This is a genomic window from Mycoplasma leachii PG50 (assembly GCF_000183365.1).
Classification (GTDB): domain Bacteria; phylum Bacillota_I; class Bacilli_A; order Mycoplasmatales; family Mycoplasmataceae; genus Mycoplasma; species Mycoplasma leachii.
On record NC_014751.1, the window covers coordinates 708786 to 735664 of the forward strand.

Genomic DNA, 26879 nt, shown 5'->3' on the forward strand with positions numbered 1-26879 from the left:
ATTAAATGATCTCCACTTCTTTAAATATTTCACATCTCATAAAAGCATCTACTAGTATTATATCAATGTATAATAATAAACTTTCAATTTCTAAAACTTTTAAATTTATGCTATTTTCTACAAAAGATTTTATTTTATTTTTACATTTATTATAGATTTCATCAGAACTATATTTATTTAAACTTGCTAATTCATTATACACTTGTCTAATAATTTGTAAAACTGCAAAGCTTCTATTATTAGCTTGTTCATCAAATTGATAATAGATATCATAAACAATTGAACTAAAAAAACAATGATCTTCTATTATGTATTTTGTCTTAATTAAATTATTAAAATTTATTTTATCTTGTATTTTAAAAGGTTTAACTTTAGGAATTCTAGCTTTAGTTTCAGCTAAGTTAATTTCAGATAGTTTGTTAATAATTTCAGCAAGTATTGAAACACTAATATTTTTTTGTTTTAAATTACTAACTATTTCTTTGTCTAAAAGATTTGATAATTGTTCTAACTTATCAACATCTAAAAATTGAACTTTATCAAAAAGAATATTAAAGTCAATTAAATCATTTTTTAAATCAAAATTTAAATTATAAGGATTTTTAATATTAGACCAATTATTATTAGTGCTTATAATAAGTGATAAAAACTTGAAATTGTAACCTAGATAATCTTTATAAATTTGTTTATTTAAAGAATCTTCTAATTTAGTTTTTGTAAAAGTGGTTGAAACTTGGATTAAAATTTTATTTTTAGTATCAATTAAATCAAAACCTGAAATATTAGATTTGATTGTATTTGCATTTATTAAAGATCAACCATAAATAATGTTAAGTATATCTTTTAAAATATTTTCTGAAATTTTATTAGTATCAAAAAGTTTAGCAGTATTAAAAGCTTTTATTTCATCTTGTAATTTAGCTAATTTATTAATTATGTTATTAATATAAATTTTTGATTGCATCTAGCAACTCCTATTAAAAGTTAAGCTATTAGTTTAGTTTAAAACTAATGCTTTCTTCTTAATTATTTTAATAAAATAAAAAATAAAAAATAGGCTTGAGATTAGAAATAGGCTATTTTTAGAAATTATCAAAATATTTTCTTATACACAAACTTAATACAATCAGCAAGATAGTAATTCTTTTTTTAATTAAGCTTTATTAATTGAACCTAGAACTTCTAGTTTTTGTTTAATTACTTTTTTCATTTGATCAATTGCAAAACGACCAAATTTTCTAGCATCGTAACTAGTTGGATTTTCTTTAAATCATTGTTTTAAACTATTTGCATAAACTAGTTTTAAATCAGTTCCAATATTTATTTTACAAATACCAGAATTAATTGCTTTTTTTAAATCAGTATCACTAAGTCCACTTGAACCATGTAATACTAAAGGAGTATTTATTGAATCTCTAATTTCTTTAATACGATCAAAGTTTAAATTAGGTGCAGTTTTAAAAATTCCATGACTTGTTCCAACTGCTATAGCTAAAGCATCAATTTGAGTTAAATTAACAAATTTAATAGCTTCATCAACACTAGTATATTTATTTTTATTTGAATCTGTATCATCTTCTTTACCACCAACATGACCAATTTCAGATTCAACTTCTACATTTTTTGATTTTGCATAGTTAACTATTTCTAAGGTCTTATTTACATTAGTATTAAAATCATCTAATGAAGCATCTAACATTACTGATGAAAACCCATTATCACAAGCTCACTTAATTAGATTAAGATCATAACCATGATCTCAATGTAAAACTATAGGAACTTTAGTATTACTAATAATTGCATTAGCACTAGCTATGACTATTTCTTTTCCTATATATTTAGCAGCAGATTCTGTTATCATTGCAATTATTGGCGAATTTGATTCTTCAGCAGCTTCAACTATTGCTTTTAACATTTCAAGATTATCAAAATTAAAAGCACCAATTGCATAATGATTTTGTCTAGCTTTTAATAATTGATCTTTTAAACTAGCTTTCATAAAAATCCTTTAAAAATATTTAATAATAAAAGATAAAATTTGTCTTACTAAAATAATCTTTTTATTTGAATAAAGTAAAGATATAACAAAAAACGACAACTTATATCTATTAAAATTTTACAATAGATTTAAAATTATTTTAAACTTTTTTAAAGTTTTTTAAAAATAAATTGTAAAATAAGGTTAAGGAGCAAGATACGATGTTAAAAGATCAAAGAAGACAAAAAATTCTTGAAATAGTAAATGAAAAAGATTTTGTTACTAATAAACAGTTAGCAAAATTATTGTCTTCTACTATTCAAACTATTATTAGCGATATTTCTGAACTAGATAAAGAAAAAAAACTTTACAAAGTTTATGGTGGAGCAAAATCTGCAAATTCACTAGCAAAGCGTTATGAGTTATTTGATGAAGAAAAACAACATATAAATATAGATATAAAAGATCTTATTGCACAAAAAGCTAGTGAATATGTTAGTAATGGTGATCTGATCTTTTTAGATACTGGAACAACAACAAAGCAAATGATCAAATACTTAATTAATAAAAAAATAATTGTTGTTACTAATGGATATTCAATAGCTTTAGAGTTAGTTGAACAAGACATAGAAGTAATTTTATTAGGTGGATCAATTAACCCATCTACACATTCAACAATTGGTGAACTTGCTCTGAAAAATTTAGATAATTTTTATTTTGATAAGGTTTTTATAGGAATGAATAATTTATCATCACAACATTTTTACACAACAAATATTAAAGAAGCATTAATAAAAGAAAAAGCTATTAAAAATTCTGATAAATCTTTTATATTAATGGATTCTTCTAAATTTGGTTCTAAAAATGTAATTAAAGTAGATGTTTTAAAAGAAACTATTTTAATAAGTGATAAAGATACAGATGAATATAAAGGACTAATTATAAACCTTGAATAAGGATCCATATGACAAAACAACAAAAACAACTAGCATTAATTGAAGAAATTTTTATTAATGTTGGTGGTAAACAAAATATTAAAGATGTTTATAATTGTGCAACAAGATTAAGACTAACACTTTATGATCAAAGTTTAATTAAATTAGACAATTTAAAAGCTTTAAAAAGAACACAAGGTTGTTTAATTTCTAGTGGGGAATTACAAATTATTATAGGATCAGAAGTTAGTCAAATAACTAATCTTTTAAAAGAACAACTACAAATTAATATAGATAAAATTAATGGATTTGAAATTAAAAATTCATTAAATGTAAATAATAAAAAAGTAGGACTTACTAAAAGATTTGTTAAATCAATTTCAGCAATATTTGGTCCACTAATTCCATTTTTAATTGGATTTGGATTAATTATGGCTTTACAACAAATTCTAATTAGAATTGGTTGAGTACATTTAATTAAATCAGACTCAGTGTTTCAAAAAGACTATAATATTTTTGATTTAATTATAAATACAATAGCTAACTCAGGATTTAAATTAATAGGAGTAATGGTAATTTGATCAACAACTAGATACTTAAAGGGAAATACCGCAATTGCTATTGCTTTAGGTTTAATTATGATTTCACCAATTATTCCAGAACAAGGATTACATTTGTTAAATATTGGTTCTTGAGAAATTGTAATAAAACCATTTTATTCAACAATTTTAGTATTTATTTTTACAGGAGTAGTTATTTCTTATTTTCAAAAATTAATGAATAAATATTTTCATTCAGTTGCTAATTTTATTTTAAACCCACTTTTATCATTACTAATAGGTGGATTACTAGCATTTTTTGTTATTGGTCCAATAATGTCAATAATCGAATCATATGTCTTAAAAGCATTTAATTGATTTGTAACTTTACCTTATGGAATTAGTGGTTTAATTATTGGATTAACTTGACAACCACTAGTTGTTTTAGGAGTTCATAACGTTCTATTTTTTACAGCTATTGCTGATCTAACAACTACTAATAACCCATCAATATTTTTAGCATCTGCTTTTGCTGCAGCTTGAGCTCAAATGGGTGCAACTATTGCAGTTGGTATTAAATCTAGAAAAAATGTAGATAAATCAGCAGCTATTGCTGCAGCTTTACCTGGAATAATTTCAGGGCCAACTGAATCTTGTATTTATGCAATTAATTTACCAAGATTTAAACCATTTATTTTAGGAACTATTGCTGGAGGAATTGGTGGTTGATTAATTTCTATATTTAATGTTGGATTAAATAATCTAGCTGGTTTAGGTGGAGTTGTAGGATTTTTAGCTTATACTGATAAACTTGTTTTAGCAATTATAATTGATCTAGTATCATTTGTTTTAGGTATTTTAATTACTTATTTATTTTGAAATGAACAACAAGCTGAAGAAATATTATTTAAAGATATTACTAAAGAATTAAAAATTAAAACTGGACATTATAATTCTAAATTACAAACTCTTTTAATAAAACTAAAAATTAAAAAAGAACAAACTAGTGAAAAACAAACTGAGATTATAAAAACATATAAGGATATAGATTTGCTATATAAAGATATTAAAAAATTTTCAAAACAAACTGTTAAATATCAAAAACTAGTTGAAAAATTAAAGAAAATAGAAACTAAAAATTATAAAATTAAAAACAATATTTTAGCTAAAAAACTTGAAGAACAAAAACTTAAATTAGAAAATCAAATTAAAACACAAGAAGATATTATTATTAAAAATTCAAAAATAAACTATACAAAAATTAAAAATTACATTGAGCAATTAGAAAAAATAACTAATAGTAATTTAAAAGATTTTAAAACTAAATATTATAGTGCAATTAATAAAATAACTCTTGATTACAAACTAATTAATTAGAAAGAAATAAAAATGCATAATAAAATTTATATTGTTTCATTAAGTCCATCAATTGACTATATTTTAAAATTTGATAATTTTTTAAAAAATAAAACTAATAGACCTAAAAGTCAATATATGTATGCTGCTGGTAAAGCAATACATATATCTATGCTATTAAATAGATTAAATATAGATAGTGAATTATTAGTATTTACAAACGGTAGTTTTGAAACATTTTTTTATAATGATTTAAAAAAAGAACAAATTAAATATAAAAAATTTAAGTCAAATGGTGATATTAGAATTAATCTTAAAATAATAGATAATGAACAAACTGAATCAAGTAGTTATGCTCCAGAAATTAATATTAATGAACTTAATAAATTAAAAAAATATTTAAATAATGTATTACAAAAAGATGATGTTTTAATATTAACAGGAAGTTTACCAATTAATGCTGATACAAATATTTATGCAGAACTAGTAGAATTAGCTAATCTAAAAAAAGCTTATAGTATTGTTGATTCGTTTGAAGATGTTTTATTAAAAGCAATTGAAAAACAACCATTTTTAATAAAACCAAACAAAGATGAATTAGAAGCTACATTTAACAAAAAACTTGAAAATGATTTTGATATTATTAATCAAGCAAAAATTTTATTACAAAAAGGTTGTAAAAATGTTTTGGTTTCTCTTGGAAAGGATGGGGCTATTTTAGTTACTAGTACAAAAATTTATAAAGCTAGTTTACCTAAATGAGATTATAAAATAGAAAATCTTGCTGGAGCCGGAGATAGTATGATTGCTGGTTTTATAACTAAATACCTACAAACAAATGACTATATAACAGCTTTAAAATTTTCTATAATTTGTGGAAGCGCAACTGCTTTTAGTTATAAAATAGCTTCAAAAGAATTTATTGATAAACTATCTAACTATTTAGATGAAATAGATATTAGAGAGATAAATTAATAATAAAGACTTATGGAAATTAAAAGGAGATTTAATATTAAATCTCCTTTTAATTTTTAGTGGCAGTGTCAAATCAATTAAATCATTTTTTAAATCAAAATTTAAATTATAAGGATTTTTAATATTAGATCAATTATTATTAGTGCTTATAATAAGTGATAAAAACTTGAAATTGTAACCTAGACAATCTTTATAAATTTGTTTATTTAAAGAATCTTCTAATTTAGTTTTTGTAAAAGTGGTTGAAACTTGGATTAAAATTTTATTTTTAGTATCAATTAAATCAAAACCAGAAATATTAGATTTGATTGTATTTGCATTTATTAAAGATCAACCATAAATGTTAAGTATATCTTTTAAAATATTTTCTGAAATTTTATTAGTATCAAAAAGTTTAGCATTATTAAAAGCTTTTATTTCATATTGTAATCTAGTTAATTTATTAATTATGTTATTAATATAGATTTTTGATTGCATCTAATAACTTGAATTGCTTTAATTTAGAACTAATGATTCCTATTAATTATTTTAAAAAATAAAAAAATAGTCTACTTCAAAATAGACTATTTCATAAATTATTAAAAGATATAACTATAATGAGACTTCTTTCTTTTTTTATACATAAGTTTTATATGTTTAACAAGTGTTGTATCTCTTGTTTCAGGATTTTTATTAATTCCATTAATAAAAGAGTTTTTATTTGCAATAATTACTAATTGTTTTCTAGCTCTAGTAATAGCAGTATAGATTAATTTCTTATCAATAAAAGAACTGCTTCTTTTAGGATCTAAAACTAAAATTACTTTTTCAAATTCACTACCTTGAGTTTTATGAACTGTACAAGCATAACATAAAGTTAAATTTTTAAGACTTGCATTGTTTATTGTAGAAAAGATTTTATCATTAAAATTTATTTTTAGTTCATTATTATCTTTATGTATTTTTTGAATAACTCCAATATCACCATTAGATAAATCATTTTCATTTCTTAAATACATAACTTTATCTTTTTGATAATATTCACTATTATTTATTTGTATACATAGTTCAGTATTTTCATCTAACTTTTCTTGTTTAAACCTATCTTTTGAATAATCTTTTATTTCTGTTTTTATATTCGACATTATTATATTCGACATTATTTGTTGATCCAAGTTTTATAACCAACAAATCCACTTATACTAACTAAAACTAAACTATTAATACACTAGTTAAAAATTATTTTATTTTTAATACCATACAACTTTTAATTTTTTTGAGATTCTAAAACTTTTTCAATTTTAAAATTATTAATTTTATTTTTAACTGTGTTTAAATGTTTATTAATTACAAGTTCAGTTGCTTCTAAAATTTATTAGCTTCTTTTTTAATGTTTTCAGCAGATTTATTAATTTTATTAATTTAGTATCAATATGTTTTAAAGCATTATCTAATAAGTTATTTTTAAATTCTTCAAACTCATCTAAAATATCTCGTTTTTCTTTAAACATAATTTCTTGTTGTAATTTATTTAACTTAAGATTTTTATATTTTAGTGCAATAGTTTCTAATACATCTAAAAAGCTAATAAAATACATAGGTATAACAAACATGTCTTTATATTCATTAACTGTTAGTTGTCTAGCCATAATAAAATAACCCTTCTACATAAAAAAATATTTGAACAAACATAATTATTTGTCCAAATATTTTGTCCTAGTTTAATCATCAATATATTTTTTAACTTCATCTTCAAAAGAAGGTATTTTATCATCACCTAGATTATTTTTATTCTCTTTTCTGAAGCCTTGTGCTTTTACAACTTTTTTGACATTTCATTTTTTTAAAGATCATGTAAACGATTTTGCTCTTGCAAACATTCCATTCATACTATTTACGTTTAATGTATTTCATTTAGAAATATCTTGATTAAAAGATTTGGCACCATCAAACATAGCAGACATATCAGTTACTTTTGAAGTGTTTCACTTACCAATATTTTGATTAAATTTTTTTGCATCATAAAAAGCATTAGTCATTTCTGTTACGTTTGAAGTGTTTCATTCAGAAATATCAGTATTAAAGTTTACAGCTCCTTCAAATGCGTTTGTAAGAATTTTTACATTTGATGTATCTCATTTATCGAGGTTAGTTATAGTTTCACTTTTAAGATCTTTAAATGCTTCATAAAATGAATTGATTTTTAATGGTAATGTAACAGGAACTTTTGTTATAGTTTTATTTTCAATATTTAATCGTATATAATCACCATATTTTTTATAACCTAATTGTATTATTTCATTAGAGTCAGTAGATGAATATTTAGTTTTTACTTCATTTTCTAAAACATTTTTTAGAGCAAACGGAATTTCTATGTCAAAATATTTAAGTTTTAAATTATTTTTATTATTACCAAGAGTTAAAGTTTTATTAGCTAGCTTTTTATCTAAAAGTTCTAATTTATCCAAGTCTTTAATACCCTGGTTTTGAGCATAAACTTTAATTTGATCAACAACGTCTTGGAAAGTATGAAAACTACCAAAAGCTTCACTTTGTTGTTCTAAAATATTTTTAATTTTATCAATTGTTTGTTTATTTGGGCTAAAAGTTGGGGTTGGGTTTTTTGGGCTAAAAGTTGGGGTTGGGTTTTTTGGTTTTTTAACTTCTGTGTTCGGCTTTTTGGTTTTTTTAGTTTCTTTTGTTTGCGTTGTACAACTTATTACTAATAAACTTGTAGTTGGAATTAAAGTAATCACACTTAAAAACTTTAAGATATTTTTCATATACTTTCCTTTCTTTTATTGTTAAGTTTACAAAAAAAAAAAAAAAAAAGTAAATAGACTGGGATATAATTATTTTTTTTTTTTATTATGTGAGTTTAATTGTTCTGATTTCGTTTCACACATTACACTTAATAAAAGATTTTGTTTTTCTTTTTCAGCATAAACTTTAAAAATAAAATCACCTTTAGTTCCTTTTAGATCATCTTCATTTTTAATAACAATATTGTCTTTTATTAAAGTTGATGTTTTAAAAGCAAACATTGATGCTTCATTAAACTGATTTAAGCAATAGTTTTTCTAATTCTTCACCAACTAATTTAATATTTTAGTTAGTTTTTCTCTTTTAATAAATTCTAAATCTTGTTCTAGTTTATTAATTCTATTATTTTTATTATTTTTATTATTTTTTGTAGTTATTAATTCAGTAAGTGTCCTTTTATGTTTTCAGTCTTTATTTTCTAACTCGTATGTATTTTTAGTTAAATCATTTTTTTAATTGATTAATTTGTTGTTCAAATTGTTCTTTTTGTTTGTTTAATAAAATATTATATTGGTTTTCTAATTGTAATTTAATTAATTTTTCTTGTTGATTTAATTTCTCATTTAATAATTTAATATTTGATTCTAATTCTAATTTTTGACTAATTAATTGTTCAAATTCTTTTTTATTGTTTTCTAATTTTTCAATAAATGTTTTATTAGTAGCTTTTAAATCTGAAATTTCAATAGTTGTTGATTCAAGCTTTTTATTATATTCATTAATTAAATCTTTTTCAAACTTTTATTATTCATTAGTTTTTAATAACTCTCAATTTTGTTTTTCTTGTTTTAATTTTTCTAAATAAACTTGATCTTTTTTATGATTAATTTGATCTAAAATAATAGATAAATCAATTTGATCAGCATTATTTAAATCAATAATACTTCCTTTAATAGCATCTTCTAATAACTCAATTTGATATTTATTAATAATTCTAAATTTTACACTAGACATAATACCTCCAAATGTTTATTATTATTTTACTAATTATAACTAGCTCTTTTTTATTGTTATACAATAAGATAAAATTCTATAGATTTACTAAAAATTTAATTACTAATTTAAAAATATAAATTATTTATTTTTTTAATCTAATAGTAATATCATCAAATTTATAAATTTATATAACTATTTTTTAAGCATTTTATAAAAAATAATGTTGTACAATATTAGTAAGTAACTACTATAAAATTAATTAGCTGACAATAATATTTAATAATTAAAACAAGATTGTTTCATTTTGTTTTGTTTTAATATTTTTTATTTAGAAAGGAAAAAATGTCAAACAAAAATAATAAAAAAAATCTAGAAATAAATGACACAGAAAATGAAAATCAAATTAATAGTTATGATGATGGTGACCAATTAAATATTAGTATTGATGAAAAAGAATTTAAACCATATGTATTTAAGCAAAAAGAAGTTAAAAGACAATATCAAAAAACAAATATACCTACTAAAATTTTTGCTTTAGGTGGATTAGAAGAAGTTGGAAAAAATACTTATTGTATTGAATATGATAATGAATTGATTATGATTGATGCAGGAGTAAAATTTCCTGAATCAACTATGCTAGGAGTAAGTGCTGTTATTCCAGATTATTCTTATTTAGTTGAAAATCAAAAAAAGATTAAAGCATTATTTATTACTCATGGTCATGAAGATCATATTGGTGGAATTCAATACTTAGTTCAACAAGTAAAGATTCCTATAATTTATGCTCCAAAATTAGCTGCTATGTTAATTAGAGATAGATTAAAAGAATATAAAATTGAAGACAAAACTATTGTTAAAGAATATGATGCTGATGATGTATGAAAAACTAAAAACTTTAAAGTTAGTTATGCTGCATTAAACCACTCTATTCCTGATGCATTTGGAATTTTAGTTCAAACTCCTAATGGTAATATTTTTTCAACAGGAGATTATAAATTTGACTGATCACCACTAGGACATTTTGCTGAACTTACTAAATTAGCTTCAATGGGTGAAAATGGGGTTGAATTATTAATGGCAGATTCAACTAATAGTGAAGTTGAAGGATATACACAAGGTGAAAAAAGTATTATTTCAAATATTGATAAATTATTTTTACAAGTTAAAGGAAGAATCTTTTTAACAACTTTTGCTTCAAATGTTCATAGAATTCAACACATTATAGAAACAGCTCACAAATATAATAGAAAAATTGTTATTTTAGGTAGATCATTTGAAAGAATTATTAAAATCATTCGTCAAATTGGTCATTTAAAAATTAGTGAAAAAGAATTTATTAAATCAACTGATATTGATAAATATAAACCAGAAGAATTAATGATTTTAACAACAGGTAGTCAAGGTGAACCAATGGCTGCTTTATCTAGAATTGCTAATAATAAACATTTATCAATAAATATTATTCCTGGTGATACAGTTGTATTTTCATCCTCACCAATTCCAGGAAATAGAGCTGATGTTGAAAAGTTAGTTAATAAGTTAACTAGAGTCGGAGCTAAAGTTATTGAAAATACTTCAGATAATAAAATACATACTTCAGGTCACGCTAGTCAAGAAGAACAAAAATTATTATTTAGTTTAATCAGACCAAAATATTTTATGCCAATGCATGGTGAATACCGTATGTTAAAAAAACATATTGAAACTGGTGAAAGTGTTAATTTAGAAAAAGGTAATGGTTTTATAATGGCTAATGGTGATGTATTAGAACTATTACAAGGTAAAGCTAAAATTGGAAAACGTGTTGAAGCTGATGCAGTTTATGTTGATGGAAAAGATATGACTGGAAAAGCAAGTAATGTTATTAGAGAAAGAGAAATTCTTTCAAAAGATGGATTAATTGCTGTTGTAATTTCATTAGATTCACAAACTAATAGATTAATAGCTCAACCTAGAATTATTTCTCGTGGTAGTTTTTATGTAAAAGATGCTGGTTCAATAATTAGTGATTCAATTCAAATTATTACTAATGCAGTTAATGAAGTATTAATGTCATCAAAACCAACTTTTGCAGCTATTAAAAAAGCTATTAAGTCTTCTTTAAGTCCATACATTTTTAGAGTAAAAAAAAGAAATCCATTAATTATTCCAGTGATTTTAAATAAAAAAACTTAATAGATAATTCAAGATTATATATTTGTTATAGTTAATCAATTAATATATAATATCTTTTGTATTAAAGGAGCAAAAAAAGTGAAAAATAATAATTCAAGTTTTTTTAGTTCACCAAGAACTCAAATAAAATTTTTTCAATGAGTTGGAACAATTTTTGCTGTAATTGGAATGCTTATATCTCTTTATTTTTTAAGTAAAATTGATGTTAAAGCATTAGATCAATCTAAACAAGTATTACTTGCACTAGGTTATGCAATTATGGGATATATGTTTTGAAAAACTATTATTTCAGCAGTAATTATTTTAAGATTTGTTAAAAAAAGTACTGATGAAGAATTAGTTGCAAATAGATATATCTTAGCTAGTTTAAGTTTAAATTTAGGAGGATTTTTAACTCCTTGAGTTTTAACAAGTTTACCAAATGTAACCACTCAATCAACTATTAGACCTAAATGATTTTTATCAAGATCATTTGCAATTATTACAACAATTGGTTCAGCTATATTTTTAGGTGTTTTATTTTGACAATTAAAAACAATTAGTCCTAATACAAATTGATTTGACCAATCTAAAGAATGATATTGAATTTTAGTAGGATTTGTCATTGGTAATGGTGTTTTATTAGTAGTTGGACTATTAGCATTTATTTTATTTTTTAATAAAAATTCAAAAGAACGTTTTGAAGGTAATACATTTACTAGCTTTTTAATGAAAACTATTGCTGTATTTTATTTAGTGATTGTAACTATTGAATTAATAGTATTAATGATTTATTCAATATTAAGATTAATTGGAAATATTATAAATACAGCTGCTAGAGTATTACAAGCTGATAATGCATTAATTGGTGTTTTATACTTTTTATTTGGATTATTAACAATGTTTTTCCAAATCTATTATGTAATCTTTTTAACAATGATGATTGGTCAAACAATCAAGGGAATTTGAAGAAAAGATGGTGTAATTACTATTAAAGTATATGATAAGCTTAAAGAAAAAGAAGATAAATATCAATTAAAACACAATAGATAATGATTAACTTTTAATATAAGTTTTTATCTAGCCCCATATTCTAGACTAAAAATCTAGAGTATGGGGTTTTTATATGACTAAAATAAGTTTAAAAATTAAATTACAAATTATTAAAAAAGGAAAAAACTTAATAAAAAGAAACATATACGTATATATCGAATATAAGGTTTGTATTTTAACTACACATATTTAATAGACCATAAAAAAAATAATAGATAAAAAAATAATTAAGAAAGAATTGCTAATACTTTTAAAAAAGATTTGAAATTTATAGACGCAAAAAAATCTCTAAAATTAAAAGGTTTTATTGTTAACTATGAAAAAATTTCTTTCTAAATATTATTAAAAAAATAGTTACATACATAACCAAATTTAAAAAATAATAGCAATAAAAAACCCGTAGTCTTTATAGTAGAAAATTATTTTATTTTCTATTCAAACTAGTTTTAATTTAAATTTAATAAATTCAATGCTATCAAAAGAACTTAAAAAATTAAGAATAACAAAGGATTGAAAATTCATTCAGTTTATCAAAAAAATTATTATTGAAAACATATAATTCAAGAACAAAAAAATTAAAAAGATTATTTTTGTTAAATTCAAAAAACACCTATTATAACATATAAATTTTTAATTAACGTTTATGGTATTAGGTAATTATTGATAAATATTTTTTGTAATGTTTATAATATTATTCAATTTTGCTTACATATTTTCTGAGTTAATAATAAGAACTACAAATACCCTATGGTTAATAATAGTATTTTAAATATTAATAATTTGGTTATATTATATTTATATAGAGATTTAATAAAATATCGTTTCCATATCTAAATGTATGTTTAAATTTATAAACAATTATAAAAATTATTTTACTTAATCTTAATATCATAGTATTAATAATCAAAAATAATCTTTATGATGATTTGGTTTTTTACTTATTATACTGTTATAGAAAAATAAGATATTTAAATTATTAGCACTATAAATTTTTACATATTTTTGATAAATTAACTCTTATTTTATATTAACAAATTTATAAAAATTAAATAATTTACTTTTAAAGGATTTATAATGAGATTATATGTTAGATTACTTTTTTTAGTTATATTTCTTATATTTGTATTTTTTCAATATTCTTATGTTTTTGATAATTGTATTTGTCAAAATCTAGAAGAATGTAAAAAAATTAGTATTTGATATGAAATATTAGATAAATTTAGATATTTTTTAGGTTCTTTAGTAGTTACTTCTATAGTAATTTTTTTAAAAACAACAGTGTATAAAGAAATAAATGGAATTAGAAATTATCTAAAAAATAGAAACAAATATATATCAGTTGAATACTCTAAAACTGTTGATTTACTAAAAGAATTACTTATAGAAATAAAGAAAAATAATATTGAAAACATTGATAAAATTTGCCTGTCATATGATGAATTAGTTTTTAAACCTATATTTGTATCAAGATTGATAGAAGATATTCAATTAGATTTAATTACAGAAGAAAAAAATATTATAAGTTATAACGATGTTGCTAAAAATGTTTTAAATTTACTTGAAACAATGTATGAAAAAGAAAAACTAAAAATTAAAAATTCAGGAAAATTTGAAGAATTATCATCTGGTATACTAATGGGTTTTAGGTACTACTCTGCTCTATCACCATATTATAGCAAGTATTGTTCATCAATAAAAAATCAATCTAATACCATACCAATTGTATACAAATATAATACTAAAACTCTACATTGATTTAGAAGAGCAATTTATTATTATTTTTTCTTTTTTATTATTGCTGGTTTGATTAAATTTTATATTGGGGTGCCTAACTCTTCAAAAACTTTTAATACTTCTTCACATAATTACATAAAAGCATTATTTGTAACAATTTTTTTCTTATTTCTTTTAATTATTATTTTTATAATTGTAAAAAAAGTTACAAGAGGAGACTTAAGTTTTAAACTATATTTAAGAAAAAGTGAACCTGAGAATTATCATAAAAATAAAAAAAATAGATTTTTTTCACTTGGTTGAAATTTTTTATTATTTAGTCCATCAATATTGTTACCTTTAATGACTATATTATCTGCAGTTTTATATTTTTCTAATGCTAATTGAATGTTAAAGGAATATACCCCACCATTTTTGAGTTTAGTGTTATTTTATTTTACATTTTTATGTTTATTGCTAAATGGTCTTGCAACTTTGAAAGAAATTTATAGATACAAAAAATATAGTAAAAAAATTCAGTGATGAATTTGTGGTATTGAATTCATTTTTCCACTTTTACTTTGTTTTAGTGTTTTTATTACACAATTATGTTTTTCTTTGTTTTTAAATTATACTGATTTAATTAATAACGTGTTATTAATAACTAATATTATTTTATTTTCATATTGAATTTTTATTATGACATATAGATTATTGCTTACTAATAAAATTATTAATTTATTAAAAAATAAAGAATAAAAAGATTTTTATATTTTTGAAAACAAATTAAAAATAAAATATTGTATACCATTCATATTTAACATTTTTAAAAAAATAATTGAAATATAGTTTTACTAAAGAGGTGCACTAAATGAAAAGAAAAATACAAAAAGCTAAATATATTGAGAATAATACCATATGCATTAAGATAGAATATTTTGAAAATGAAAATAAAGAATGTCAAATAGAACAATTTAAACCAACAACAATAAAAGTGCCAAATACATTACCATCATGTATAGAGAATCTAAGTAATGCATTTAAATGAAATAAGTCTGAAAAAATTAAAGGTATTGAGGATTGAGATGTTTCTGAAGTAACTGATATGAGTTATATGTTTTTTCAAGCTTCTAACTTTAATCAAGATATTTCGAATTGAAATACATCAAGCGTTGAAAATATGAGTTATATGTTTTATGATACTGATATGTTTAACCAAGATATTTCAAATTGAAATACATCAAGCGTTGAAAATATGAGTTGTATGTTTAAAGGTTCAAAATCATTTAATCAAAACATTAATACAAAAATAGTAGAAAGCAAAAATAGTAGACATATTGCATGAAACGTGTCACATGTTAAAGATATGAGTTACATGTTTGAAAATTGTATTAATTTCAATACACCTTTAAACAGTTGAGATACATCAAGAGTAAAAAATATGAGCAATATGTTTAGAAATGCAGAATTATTTAATCAAGATATCAATACTAAAGTGGTTAAAAATTTAAATGATAAATATATTGCGTGAAATGTATCATATGTTGAAGATATGAGTTACATGTTTGAAAATTGTATTAACTTCAATACACCTTTAAACAGTTGAGATACATCAAGAGTAAAAAATATGAGTGGTATGTTTAATCAAGCAATAAAATTTGATCAACCTATTAATACTAAAGAAGTTATTATAAACAACAAAAAATACACTGCTTGAAATGTATCTAAAGTAACTGAAATGAATTATATGTTCCAAAATGCATCATCTTTTAATCAAGATATTTCAAATTGAGATACATCAAATCTCAAACTTGCCTATGCGATGTTCCGAGAAGCAACTTCATTTGATCAAAATATCAATACAAAAGAAGTTAGTGTTGATAATAAAAAATATCAAGCTTGAGATTTGTCTAACGCAAAAGATATACGTTATATGTTTTATGATGCTAAAAAATTTAACCAAGATATTTCAAATTGAAATATGTCTAACGTAGAATATATTCGCTCAATGTTTGAAGGGACAACAAATTTTAACCAAGATATTTCAAATTGAAAATTAAATAAAATAAAAAACTATTATTATTTTGCACCTAACTTAAAAAAAGAATGTAAACCAAAATTAGATTTTAAAAAAAGAATAAGATCATTGGTAGAAGAATATAAAATGATCTTTATATTCTTTTTGCTTATTGTTGCACTTTGTGCACCGCTTATCTTTAAATTTATTTTTAGATAACTATATTTGGATGTTTTTAACTACTTTTAAAACATTTAAACAATTTTTATTTTTTTAATTATTACTTATCTAGTTTTGCATATTAATAAAAAATAAAATATTGTTTACAATCAACTAAATAAAAAACTTGCTAATGGTTCTATTAAAATTAAAGTAGTTTATGTTTATAGAAATAAAAAAGTTAGACAAAAACAGCAAAAATTTTTAGTTATTTAAAAGATCGAACAGATAAAAAAGAATTTCTAAAAGTATGTAATAAAAATCAAAAATATTTCAAATTGAGATACATCAAATCTCAAACTTGCCTATGCGATGTTCCAAGAAGCAACTTCATTTGATCAAAATATCAATACAAAAGAAGTTAGTGTTGATAATAAAAAATATCAAGCTTGAGATTTGTCTAACGCAAAAGATATACGTTATATGTTTTATGATGCTAAAAAATTTAACCAAGATATTTCAAATTGAAATATGTCTAACGTAGAATATATTCGCTCAATGTTTGAAGGGACAACAAATTTTAACCAAGATATTTCAAATTGAAAATTAAATAAAATAAAAAACTATTATTATTTTGCACCTAACTTAAAAAAAGAATGTAAACCAAAATTAAATTTTAAAAAAAAAAGAAAAAGAATTAAAAGAAGTTGAAGAATATAAACAAATGCTTATCTTACTTTTATTTATTATGATATTCTCTGCATCACTTTTCTTACATTTCCTCTTTAAGTGATTATTTTTATAATAAGAAAGTTAAAAAAGTGTTACTTATAGTAAATTAAATAAAAAAGTATTTAAAATTGCGAACCTATCAAAAATTTTGAATATGTTTATTTATAATTAATTAAAACTTTCCCTAATAAATTAACTATATAATCAATGGATCTTCACAAAGAAATGACCATATATTAATAATAAAAGAATAAATGAGTAAATTTTTATAAGAATTGCTCATTTTTTTATATGTAAAAGTTAAAAAAAGTAATAAAAAAACTATTGATTTTTTTATATATTAACTATAATGTTATGGGTTTTTCAATAGAAATTAGAGAAGTTCCAAGACCTAAAAACACAATTATTAAAAAATTAGGTTCTAATTGAGTAGTTATTGAAAAAATTACTTGTGAGAGAAAAAATGGTTCTAATCAGCGAAAAGAAGGAAAAGTAATAGGTCATATTATTGATAAAGTTTTTGTTAGAAAAGAAAATGTAAAAAAAGAAATTTCATTAAAAAATTTTGGTGATTATGAATTAGCTAAATTAGTTTCAAAAGATATTTTGAATGAATTAAAAGAGGTTTATCGAAACGAAATGGCAGAAAATTTGTATGCCATTCCACTACTTCGCTCAATAAATCCTAAAATGACAAATAATAAAATAGAAGAAGTTTATGAAGAATCATTTATCTCAGTAAATTTTCAAAATCTAAAATTAGACAAAAATGATATTTCTAAGTTTTAAAAATGATCAGGAGAGACTATGGAAGAGTTTTACAACTCATACAAAATAGAATTCAAAAACTTGATGAAAACAACAAAATCACGATTGATGGAATGTTAAAAAACAATAATAGTAGAGTCAATTCTTTAAATGAGTTTTCATACAAATTAAAAATAGTAAAAATATATCAATGATTTTAGCTTTTAATATCACAACAAAAGATGCCATTTGTTCACTTCCTTATGCTAGAAATTGTGTTGATGTTACTAGTTCTCCCGACTTTTTAGAAAAAACCAGTATTACTAAAGGAGTAATTATTGGTGATAAGACTATTGATTCTGATAATATTTTTTCAACTGTTAGTTACATTCATTCAATCAAAAAATCATCAAAAATTCTTAATAAAATCGATGCTTATAATATGGTTGAAAAAATTGATGATAAAGAAAATAATACACGATGTAAAAAGATATTTTTTGAAAACAAATATTACTATGATTTTAAAAATATGAAAAGAGATTATAAAGAAGAACAAGACTTTATGTCAAGTAAAAGGTTCACAGTAGAAAGATATCAAAAAAATAAAAATAGATTTGAAACAATTGTCTATGTTTCAGATCAAAAAAGAGACTTGTCAAGAAGCTATGAATTTATACAAACAAAGATGAGAAATTGAATTAGTTAATGACTTTTACAAAAACACTTTAGAACTAGACACAATTAGAGTTTGCGATGATGTTAACTTTTATAAAGAGAATTTATAATGTTGAATCTAATTATTGGTTATAAAATAAAAAATAAATTTGAAGAATTCAACTTATTTGAAACTAAAGCCTATGGTGAAATTATTAAAATGTTTAAGCAATATAAAAAATCCAAATACTGGGAAAAATCGATATTTGGTATAAAACAAGAATTATTAAAAAGAATAAACAAATAATAAACAAAATACTCATATAGTTAATTTTTTAGGAAATTTTTATTTAATAGTTAAAAATTCATTCAGACGAAAGTTTTCATTATCAACACATAGCCTAAATTAAAAACATTAGAAATAAAAAGGGATTGCTTTTTGTTAAATTCAAAAGGCAATCCTGTTAGAATATATAAAATTTTAATTCATATTTATGGGATTAAGTTAGAATCATTAATTTTTATTAATTGATTCATTTATGACTTTTTTGTATATAAATTTGACAATAAATTGCTAAACTATAGTTTCAATATTTTTAGACTATCATCTCTAAATATTAAGTATTACTAGTTTTAAAAAAATATAGGTTTAATCAATTGATGAAACAATTAAATTGCTGATTTTTTAAAATTAAAGTTATTGATATCAATAATTTTTATTTAATTTTAAAAAATTCTTTAATTCTTAAGATTCTACTATATTCTAAATTTTCACATAAATTTTTTATTTTTATATTAGGATTTGCAAGCTTTAATGCAAAACTAAAGACTTTGTCATTTGAATATGGATTATTCAATAAGATATTACAAATTTCAAATTCACCTTCTAATAAGTCTTTGTAATTACTACTATTTATATTATTATTAAAATATTTTGAAAAGCTTTCATCGCATTCATTAAATTCTTTAATATATTTTTTAAAGTTCTTAATAGATCACGCTATTTTATTTTTTTCAAATAAGTGCTTTATGTGTTCTCTATTTTTTCTCAAATTATGAACTTTACCTAAATCTAATAAATCTGTTTTATTTAATTCTATATATTTTTTCTTATAACAATCATCTATTTCACTAGAATTTATTATAGAAATTAAAATAGACTCATCATTTTCATAATATTCATTCGGTTGAGTTAAATCTATGTATCTTTTAACAAATTTACCAAAGTTTTGTTCAATACGTTCTTTTATCTTTGACATTTTTTCTTCTTTAAAAACATTTGTTAATAATTTATTAAAATCACAACTTTTACCTATAATAAACTCATATATATTCATAACATTTCTTACATTTAAAGTATAACAATCGATATTTTTATTTATATATTCAACTTTTTTATCTTGTTTTACTGACATCAGACTTCCTATAATTTTTCTAACATAATGCTGATTATTATAATTTAAAATATCTGGTATATTTTCAAATATAAAATTAGAAAAGTAATTTATAAAATCTGAATTAACTATGTTTAATTTTATAGATACTATAATGTCTTTAATTGTATTTCCAGAATTTAAATATTCTCAAACCCTAAGATTATCATATGAATCATCTAAAAATCTTCTTATTTTTATAATTCCATTTTCTTGCCTTGAAAAAATATGAATAAATTTGCTAATAGTATCAAAATCAAACTGAGAAAGTGATTTTGCAATCAATTGTTTATTTGAAGGTCAAACTGAATTAAACATATACATTGTTGCTGTATTATTTTGCAAGTTAATAGATTCTTTAAAAAGATGAATATTAAACGATAAATGCGATTTTAGCTGCTCTTCATCAAGTATATCTAGTAATAGTTTAGGATTTTCTAATTCAATTCTAAAATTATTATTATCAACATGTTCTAATAAATTTTTAATAAAAATTCTATCATTTTTTCCTAATAAACCATGATAAAAGTAAGACATATAATTTAAGTATGATTCATCAATAAGACCTTCCATAAATAAAAATTTTAAAAAGGGAATGTCTCTACTATTTATTTGTTTGTTATTTTTATTATTAAATAAAGCATTAATTTCTTCTTGAGTTAAAGATTTTAAAAAAATCTTAATCGATTTTTTATTTAATTGTCCTTCTAAGAATTCAATATTTTCATAGCATTTCATAATCTCAGGATCATTGTATACTATTATTTTTTTAATATTTATATTAAGTGAGTTATTATAATAAAATTCATTCAATTTAATTTTCTCAACGTTTGTGTAATCATTGTGAAAAATGGTCTTTATAATAAAAAAATCAGTTTTAATTAAGTTATCACTCATCATTAATTCATATTTGTCTTTAAAAAGCAAAATATTATCATTTTTTAATAATGCAGTATTATTTTCAAACTCAGAATAATTTTCAAAAAGACTTGATAATTTATTTTTTGCTTCATTCAATTCATTTTTTATAGAATCAATATTGTTTATTTTATATTTTTTAATTTTGTCAAAAATATTAAATATATAACCCTTACCCATTTGTAACAAATCAAATTCTTTAGGCATAAAATTTTTTAATGTTATAAGTGCAAGTAATTTATTTTTGTCAATTTGATTATTTTCAGAATTTATTGCATAGTTATAAATAAAAAATTCATTAACTATGTTTTTAATCAATCTTATATCGCTTATGTATAAAGATATTTTTCAAATAACATTTTTATCCAATGAATCTAATTCCCCTATAAGTTCTAAAAATTCACAAAATTTACTTTCAGAATTTGAAGAGTTTATTACAGGAAGTACAGGAACAATAAAATCAAAAAATTTAGTTCTAATATGAGGAGAAAATAATCCATCATTTATCATATATATAAATTTAACAGGTTTTCTTTTAAAAATTTTTCTGCTTATATAAGAATTTAAAATAAAGTTTATTTCTTTAAGTTTTATAAATATTTCTAAATTATGAAAACGATCTAAATCTTCAAAAACAACAATCTTTGCATTTGAAGAATATAGTAAATAAATTATTTCTCTTATGTCTCTATCAAAAACTGTTGCTTTTGGTAAATATTTCTCTTCTAGATTTGCTTCCATTTTACTAAATTTTATTTTAGATATATAAAACTTATTATTTTTTAGAAATTTAAAAATTCAAACTATTAAAGGAATAAAAAAAGAAATAGGTAAAAATCAATTTAATAATCCTTCATTTAATAATAATTTATTAACTAAAAAGCTTTTTTCTAATCATCCAATTATTGAAAAAACAAAGCAACAAGATAGAAATGTATTTAAGGTTATTCAGAATCAACTTTTGTTTTTAATAAAAGAATATTTTGATAGAGGTATTTTAACTGGGTGTATTTGTGATGAAATTTGATTGATTATTTGTCTTTCAATTCTATTATTATAATAATTTTTTTTATTCTTATTTAAAGTGTTTTTTATATTATTATATTTTCCCAGTGAAACTGTTATAATTTTTCCTAATCTTCTATTTCTAGAATATGATAGTCATGTAGAAGTCTTTCCAGAACTATACGATCCTGTTAATGCTATATTTCTAATTTCTTTTTTTTGAAATGCATCATCTAAAGCAACATCATATATTCGATCATTTATTTTGATATTTGGTGTTAAATTTTGAAATATAGGTGTTATTGGAGTTCTTTTAAAAATATAATCAATATACTTTTTAAATTTATATGGTATTCCTAAATATTTTAGTAAAGAAAATTTCTTTTTACATTTTCTCCAGTCACAATTACCTTCGTTATTTAAAAACAATTCAATTCCATCTATAGAGAGAATATTATTTATTTTTTTAAAAATATAAATTCAACGTTCTTTTTCTCTTCTAACTTCTGGGTGAAACATTTCACAAAGAAAAATTAACAATGGATCAACTTCATTACTTTCATTTTTACTATCATTAAATTTATTATAAATTGAATTAAAATTAGTTAGTTTGAAAATTCCATCATCAAAAATTGAATCTCTTGTCAAATTGTTATAAAAAATTAAATCAGCTTTTGTAGATAATGGAATCTTTTTAATTTCCTCTTTTGTTCTATTATTAGACGGATTAAAGTCATATATTCTATATAAAAAATCCTTATAAGTAAGTTTACCATAATAAGAATATTGATGGAATTTTCATATTCCAAATCGCTTTTCTCAAAATCCATTTTTAACTATATCTAGTACGTATTTTCTTGTATATTTTGTAATTATTGTCAAAATATTCTCACTCCTTTTTTATTATTTTAAGTTTTCTTACAATATATTAATAGACAATTAATTACAAAAAACTATTATTTTCTCATAAGTAAATTATTTATTAATATAAACCTATTAATTCTAATTCTTAATACACCAACAACAAAAAATATTATTGCTAATTAAAGTAATATATTTGCTTTTTTACTAGTAAAAAATGGATTATAACGTGAACTCAAAAATCTAAACTAAAAATTACAAAAAATCTACTTACCCTATATTTCAGACTAAAAATCTAGAAAATGGGGTTTTATTTTTAAATAGATTTTTAAAAAGTATTTTATTTTTTTTAAAAATATAAAATAAAAATAGGTACACATTTTAAGAAAGGAGCATAAATGGAAAATAACGAATTTATTTTTGAACCACTTAAAGAATATGATAAATATGAAGAAAAAAACTTAAATATTATTAAAGAATATTTTGATAATTTAATAAAAACTTCACAAGTTGATTTAGAACAAAACCAAGAACAAGTAAGAAAAATTAATAAAAAAGAAGCTGAATTAAAACAAGTAAACTCTAGTTTAAAAAGACTTAAAGCTTGATCTATTTTTAATATAGTTTTAATTTGTTTGTCTGGACTTTTTGGAGCTTTTTTTATTTGAACTTTAGCTACAATTAAAGAATATAAATGATATGAGATCTTAATTTGTATTATTGTTTTAATTTTATTTATTGTTTTTTTAGTAATACAATTTGTTGTAATTAATAAAAAGAAAAAAGTATCTTTAAATACTAAAAACATTCAACAAGAAAAATTAAACCAATTAATTCAAACTGGATTAGAACAAACTCAAAGTTTAAGAAATTTGATTAAAATTGGAACTAAAAATAAACTTTTAACTTTAACAATGCCTTTTATTAAATTAAATAAACATTTAGGATTAGCTAAATTAAATAAACTAATTAATGAATATGGTTTTATCAATCCATCATCTGATGATCAAAAAACTACACTTTATGTTAAATCAGGAAGTATTAATAATAATTCATTTTTACTAACTAAAGAATATTGTTATGAAGTTGTTAAAAAAACTTATTATGGTTCTTTAACAATTAGTTGAACTGAATCATATACTGATAGTGATGGAAATATAAAAAAAGTTACTAAAACTCAAGTTTTAACAGCTAGTGTAGTTAAACCTTTTGTTGAATTTTCACACTATTCAAGAATTTATTTTGCAACTGATTTAGCTTTGAATTTACAATTATATAGAAAACCACAACAAATTGATAAATTAACTGAAAAAGAAAAAGACAAACTAGTAAAAAAAACTGAAAAAGAATTACATAAATATAGTCAAAAAAATCTTAACTTTACTCCATTATCAAATACTAAATTTGAAGCTTTTTTAGCTTGTTTTAATAGAAATAATGAAAGAGAATTTAGATTATTATTTACTCCACTAGCTCAACAAAATTTAGTTGAATTAGTTCAAGATAATAAAAAAAGTTTTGGTGATAATTATCATATGCTAAAAATTAATAAATGAATTGTTTTTGCAACTAATAATTTAGATTATCTAAACTTTTATGATTATGAAAAAGATTATGATCATTATAATATTGAACATATTAAAAATAGTTTTTATAGTATAAATAATAATTACTTTAAGACTATTTATTGAACACTTGCTCCATATTTTTCAATACCATCTTTAGTTCAAACTAGTTTAGAGTATAAAGATGAAATACAAGATAATTTAATTCTTAGTGACTATGAACATGAAGTTTGTGCTAATTTAATACCATCTAAACTATTAGATCATCCAAATATTAAAACTGACTCAATTATAAAAACTAACTTGATTGCTAGTCAAAATAATATTGATTATATACAAGCTACTTCAATTGGTTTTGATATAGTACCAAGAATTGATTACATACCAGTTTTAGGAGGAGATGGAAGATATCATAATGTTCCAGTTCCTTGAGATGAATTTATAAAATACATAAATACTATTAATTTCAAACTTAAAATCTATAAAAATTCACCAATCGATGATAAATTATGAGATGATGAAGTAAAAAATAAGTATAATGAAAGTGATATTTTAACAGAATATGGTGCTATTGAAATAGAATAAGGAGATATATAAATGGCAAATACATTAGATGAAATGAATGATCCTATTTTAGATAAAGGTAGACAAGTAAATGTTATTAATAAAAGAATTTTAATAACAGTTGGAAAAGGTTCATTAGTTTTTGAAATAATTTTATGAATATTAGGAATTATTCCTGGAATCATTTTTACATTTATAAAAATTAAAGCAAAAAACTATTTAGCTCAATTAGAACAAAAATTACAACATAATGCTTCTCAAATTGATAACTATTTAGAACAAAGAGTTGTTATTATGCAAAATTTAGCATCATTATTATCTAAATCTATTGAATTAGATAAAGATGTTATGAAAACTATTGCAGCTTATAGATCTGGAATTAATTTAAATGATGAAAACAGAACTAATATTTCAACTCAATTAGATAAAACTATTAAAGGATTAAGCTTACAAGTTGAAAATTATCCTGATTTAAAATCACACGATTCAATTAAACAAGCATTACAACAAAACTTATACTTACAAAAAGAAATAACTGCGGCTAGAGATATTTATAATGATACTGTATTTCAATGAAATCGTTCAATTAATGAATGACCAGCAAAAATGATAGTTGCTGCTAAAATGCAATATACTACAAGAATCCCATTTATAACAACTACTAAAATCAAACAACAAGCAAATCAAGATTTTTTTAAATAACTTTCAACCTAAATCATAATTGATTTAGGTTTTTTATTTGTTTTTATTAGTTATTTTTTCAATCGTTTAAAAAGCGTGTATATACGCTTGACATTATATATATATATATATATATATATATAATGAACTTCAGCTATATAGAATACATAATATGTAGCTAAAATAACCGGTTTTTGAAAGGATAATTAATGAAAAAATTATTAACTTTACTAGGTTCAGTAGGTTTAATTGCATCAACTAGTGCTGCTGTAGTTGCATGTGGTGATAGATCAAATGCTGAAATGAATAATAATGGAACTTCTGAAAAACCATCAGAAATGTCAAAAGAAGATAAAAAAGAAGAGATGGGAGCAGAAACAACTCCAAAACCAGGAGCAGGAGCAGAAACAACTCCAAAACCAGGAGCAGGAGCAGAAACAACTCCAAAACCAGGAGCAGGAGCAGAAACAACTCCAAAACCAGGAGCAGGAGCAGAAACAACTCCAAAACCAGGAGCAGGAGCAGAAACAACTCCAAAACCAGGAGCAGGAGCAGAAACAACTCCAAAACCAGGAGCAGGAGCAGAAACAACTCCAAAACCAGGAGCAGGAGCAGAAACAACTCCAAAACCAGGAGCAGGAGCAGAAACAACTCCAAAACCAGGAGCAGGAGCAGAAACAACTCCAAAACCAGGAGCAGGAGCAGAAACAACTCCAAAACCAGGAGCAGGAGCAGAAACAACTCCAAAACCAGGAGCAGGAGCAGAAACAACTCCAAAACCAGGAGCAGGAGCAGAAACAACTCCAAAACCAGGAGCAGGAGCAGAAACAACTCCAAAACCAGGAGCAGGAGCAGAAACAACTCCAAAACCAGGAGCAGGAGCAGAAACAACTCCAAAACCAGGAGCAGGAGCAGAAACAACTCCAAAACCAGGAGCAGGAGCAGAAACAACTCCAAAACCAGGAGCAGGAGCAGAAACAACTCCAAAACCAGGAGCAGGAGCAGAAACAACTCCAAAACCAGGAGCAGGAGCAGAAACAACTCCAAAACCAGGAGCAGAAGCGGGTAAATAAAATATTAAATATTAAAAAACTCACTTTTC

20 protein-coding genes and 1 pseudogene are annotated in these 26879 nt (G+C 22.1%); 12 read left to right on the top strand and 9 right to left on the bottom strand.

Going from position 1 to position 26879, the window contains the following annotated elements:
• Position 1: 1 nt before the first annotated feature.
• Both MSB_RS03035 and MSB_RS03040 read right to left on the bottom strand, forming a co-directional pair.
• Positions 2-964, bottom strand: coding sequence for an ABC-three component system protein (locus tag MSB_RS03035; RefSeq protein WP_013447896.1), 963 nt, complete (start codon positions 962-964; stop codon positions 2-4).
• Positions 965-1153: 189 nt separating this feature from the next.
• Positions 1154-1999 (bottom strand): class II fructose-bisphosphate aldolase, encoded by an 846-nt coding sequence (locus tag MSB_RS03040; RefSeq protein WP_013447897.1) that lies wholly within the window; start codon positions 1997-1999, stop codon positions 1154-1156.
• A gap of 200 nt (positions 2000-2199) precedes the next feature.
• Between MSB_RS03040 and MSB_RS03045 the strand changes: the two genes are divergently transcribed.
• The 3 genes from MSB_RS03045 to MSB_RS03055 are packed head-to-tail and all read left to right on the top strand — an operon-like array spanning position 2200 to position 5783.
• Positions 2200-2934, top strand: coding sequence for a DeoR/GlpR family DNA-binding transcription regulator (locus tag MSB_RS03045; protein ID WP_013447898.1), 735 nt, complete (start codon positions 2200-2202; stop codon positions 2932-2934).
• An 8-nt stretch (positions 2935-2942) separates the two neighbouring features.
• On the top strand, positions 2943-4829 hold the full coding sequence (locus MSB_RS03050) for a PTS transporter subunit EIIC (protein WP_013447899.1): 1887 nt from the start codon (positions 2943-2945) through the stop codon (positions 4827-4829).
• Positions 4830-4841: 12 nt separating this feature from the next.
• A complete protein-coding gene (locus MSB_RS03055) occupies positions 4842-5783 on the top strand; it encodes a 1-phosphofructokinase family hexose kinase (protein ID WP_013447900.1) in 942 nt (313 codons plus the stop codon).
• On the opposite strand, the gene MSB_RS03060 is transcribed toward MSB_RS03055, so the two are convergent.
• The 6 genes from MSB_RS03060 to MSB_RS05220 form a co-directional block, all read right to left on the bottom strand.
• Positions 5751-6260 (bottom strand): SMEK domain-containing protein, encoded by a 510-nt coding sequence (locus MSB_RS03060; RefSeq protein WP_013447901.1) that lies wholly within the window; start codon positions 6258-6260, stop codon positions 5751-5753. The two genes, MSB_RS03055 and MSB_RS03060, sit on opposite strands and share 33 nt — an antisense overlap.
• A 101-nt stretch (positions 6261-6361) precedes the next feature.
• Complete coding sequence (locus MSB_RS03065; protein ID WP_013447902.1) at positions 6362-6907, bottom strand: ATP-dependent DNA helicase; 546 nt, start codon at positions 6905-6907, stop codon at positions 6362-6364.
• Between the two features lie 198 nt (positions 6908-7105).
• On the bottom strand, positions 7106-7411 hold the full coding sequence (locus MSB_RS03070) for a DUF2130 domain-containing protein (protein ID WP_013447903.1): 306 nt from the start codon (positions 7409-7411) through the stop codon (positions 7106-7108).
• A gap of 72 nt (positions 7412-7483) precedes the next feature.
• On the bottom strand, positions 7484-8545 hold the full coding sequence (locus tag MSB_RS03075; protein WP_013447904.1) for a BspA family leucine-rich repeat surface protein: 1062 nt from the start codon (positions 8543-8545) through the stop codon (positions 7484-7486).
• A 69-nt stretch (positions 8546-8614) separates the two neighbouring features.
• Entirely contained in the window at positions 8615-8806 is a 192-nt protein-coding gene (locus MSB_RS05215; RefSeq protein ID WP_013447905.1) for a DUF2130 domain-containing protein, read from the bottom strand.
• A 523-nt stretch (positions 8807-9329) separates the two neighbouring features.
• Entirely contained in the window at positions 9330-9539 is a 210-nt protein-coding gene (locus MSB_RS05220; protein ID WP_013447906.1) for a hypothetical protein, read from the bottom strand.
• A 324-nt stretch (positions 9540-9863) separates the two neighbouring features.
• Between MSB_RS05220 and MSB_RS03095 the strand changes: the two genes are divergently transcribed.
• The 6 genes and pseudogenes from MSB_RS03095 to MSB_RS05405 all read left to right on the top strand — a co-directional run bounded on the left by MSB_RS03095 (position 9864) and on the right by MSB_RS05405 (position 19077).
• The gene (locus tag MSB_RS03095; RefSeq protein ID WP_013447907.1) at positions 9864-11696 is read left to right on the top strand and encodes a ribonuclease J; all 1833 of its coding nucleotides are present in this window, start codon (positions 9864-9866) and stop codon (positions 11694-11696) included.
• 78 nt (positions 11697-11774) lie between these two features.
• Positions 11775-12728 (top strand): hypothetical protein, encoded by a 954-nt coding sequence (locus MSB_RS03100; RefSeq protein WP_013447908.1) that lies wholly within the window; start codon positions 11775-11777, stop codon positions 12726-12728.
• A gap of 1074 nt (positions 12729-13802) precedes the next feature.
• Positions 13803-15200 carry a hypothetical protein gene (locus MSB_RS03105; protein WP_013447909.1) on the top strand — a complete coding sequence of 466 codons (1398 nt, stop codon included), beginning with the start codon at positions 13803-13805 and terminating at the stop codon, positions 15198-15200.
• Between the two features lie 112 nt (positions 15201-15312).
• Complete coding sequence (locus tag MSB_RS03110; RefSeq protein ID WP_013447910.1) at positions 15313-16677, top strand: BspA family leucine-rich repeat surface protein; 1365 nt, start codon at positions 15313-15315, stop codon at positions 16675-16677.
• Between the two features lie 312 nt (positions 16678-16989).
• Positions 16990-17337, top strand: coding sequence for a BspA family leucine-rich repeat surface protein (locus tag MSB_RS03115; RefSeq protein WP_013447911.1), 348 nt, complete (start codon positions 16990-16992; stop codon positions 17335-17337).
• Positions 17338-17703: 366 nt separating this feature from the next.
• A pseudogene (locus MSB_RS05405) lies at positions 17704-19077 on the top strand (transposase).
• A 389-nt stretch (positions 19078-19466) separates the two neighbouring features.
• Here the strand turns inward: MSB_RS05405 and MSB_RS03130 are convergent.
• Complete coding sequence (locus MSB_RS03130) at positions 19467-22988, bottom strand: YobI family P-loop NTPase (protein WP_013447916.1); 3522 nt, start codon at positions 22986-22988, stop codon at positions 19467-19469.
• 377 nt (positions 22989-23365) lie between these two features.
• Here MSB_RS03130 and MSB_RS03135 point away from each other — a divergent pair, with 377 nt between their 5' ends.
• The 3 genes from MSB_RS03135 (at position 23366) to MSB_RS05225 (ending at position 26850) form a co-directional block, all read left to right on the top strand.
• The gene (locus MSB_RS03135) at positions 23366-25117 is read left to right on the top strand and encodes an MAG1210 family protein (RefSeq protein WP_013447917.1); all 1752 of its coding nucleotides are present in this window, start codon (positions 23366-23368) and stop codon (positions 25115-25117) included.
• A gap of 12 nt (positions 25118-25129) precedes the next feature.
• Positions 25130-25798, top strand: a complete 669-nt coding sequence (locus MSB_RS03140) for a LemA family protein (protein ID WP_013447918.1) — start codon at positions 25130-25132, stop codon at positions 25796-25798.
• A 188-nt stretch (positions 25799-25986) separates the two neighbouring features.
• On the top strand, positions 25987-26850 hold the full coding sequence (locus MSB_RS05225; RefSeq protein ID WP_013447919.1) for a lipoprotein: 864 nt from the start codon (positions 25987-25989) through the stop codon (positions 26848-26850).
• Positions 26851-26879 lie beyond the last annotated feature (29 nt).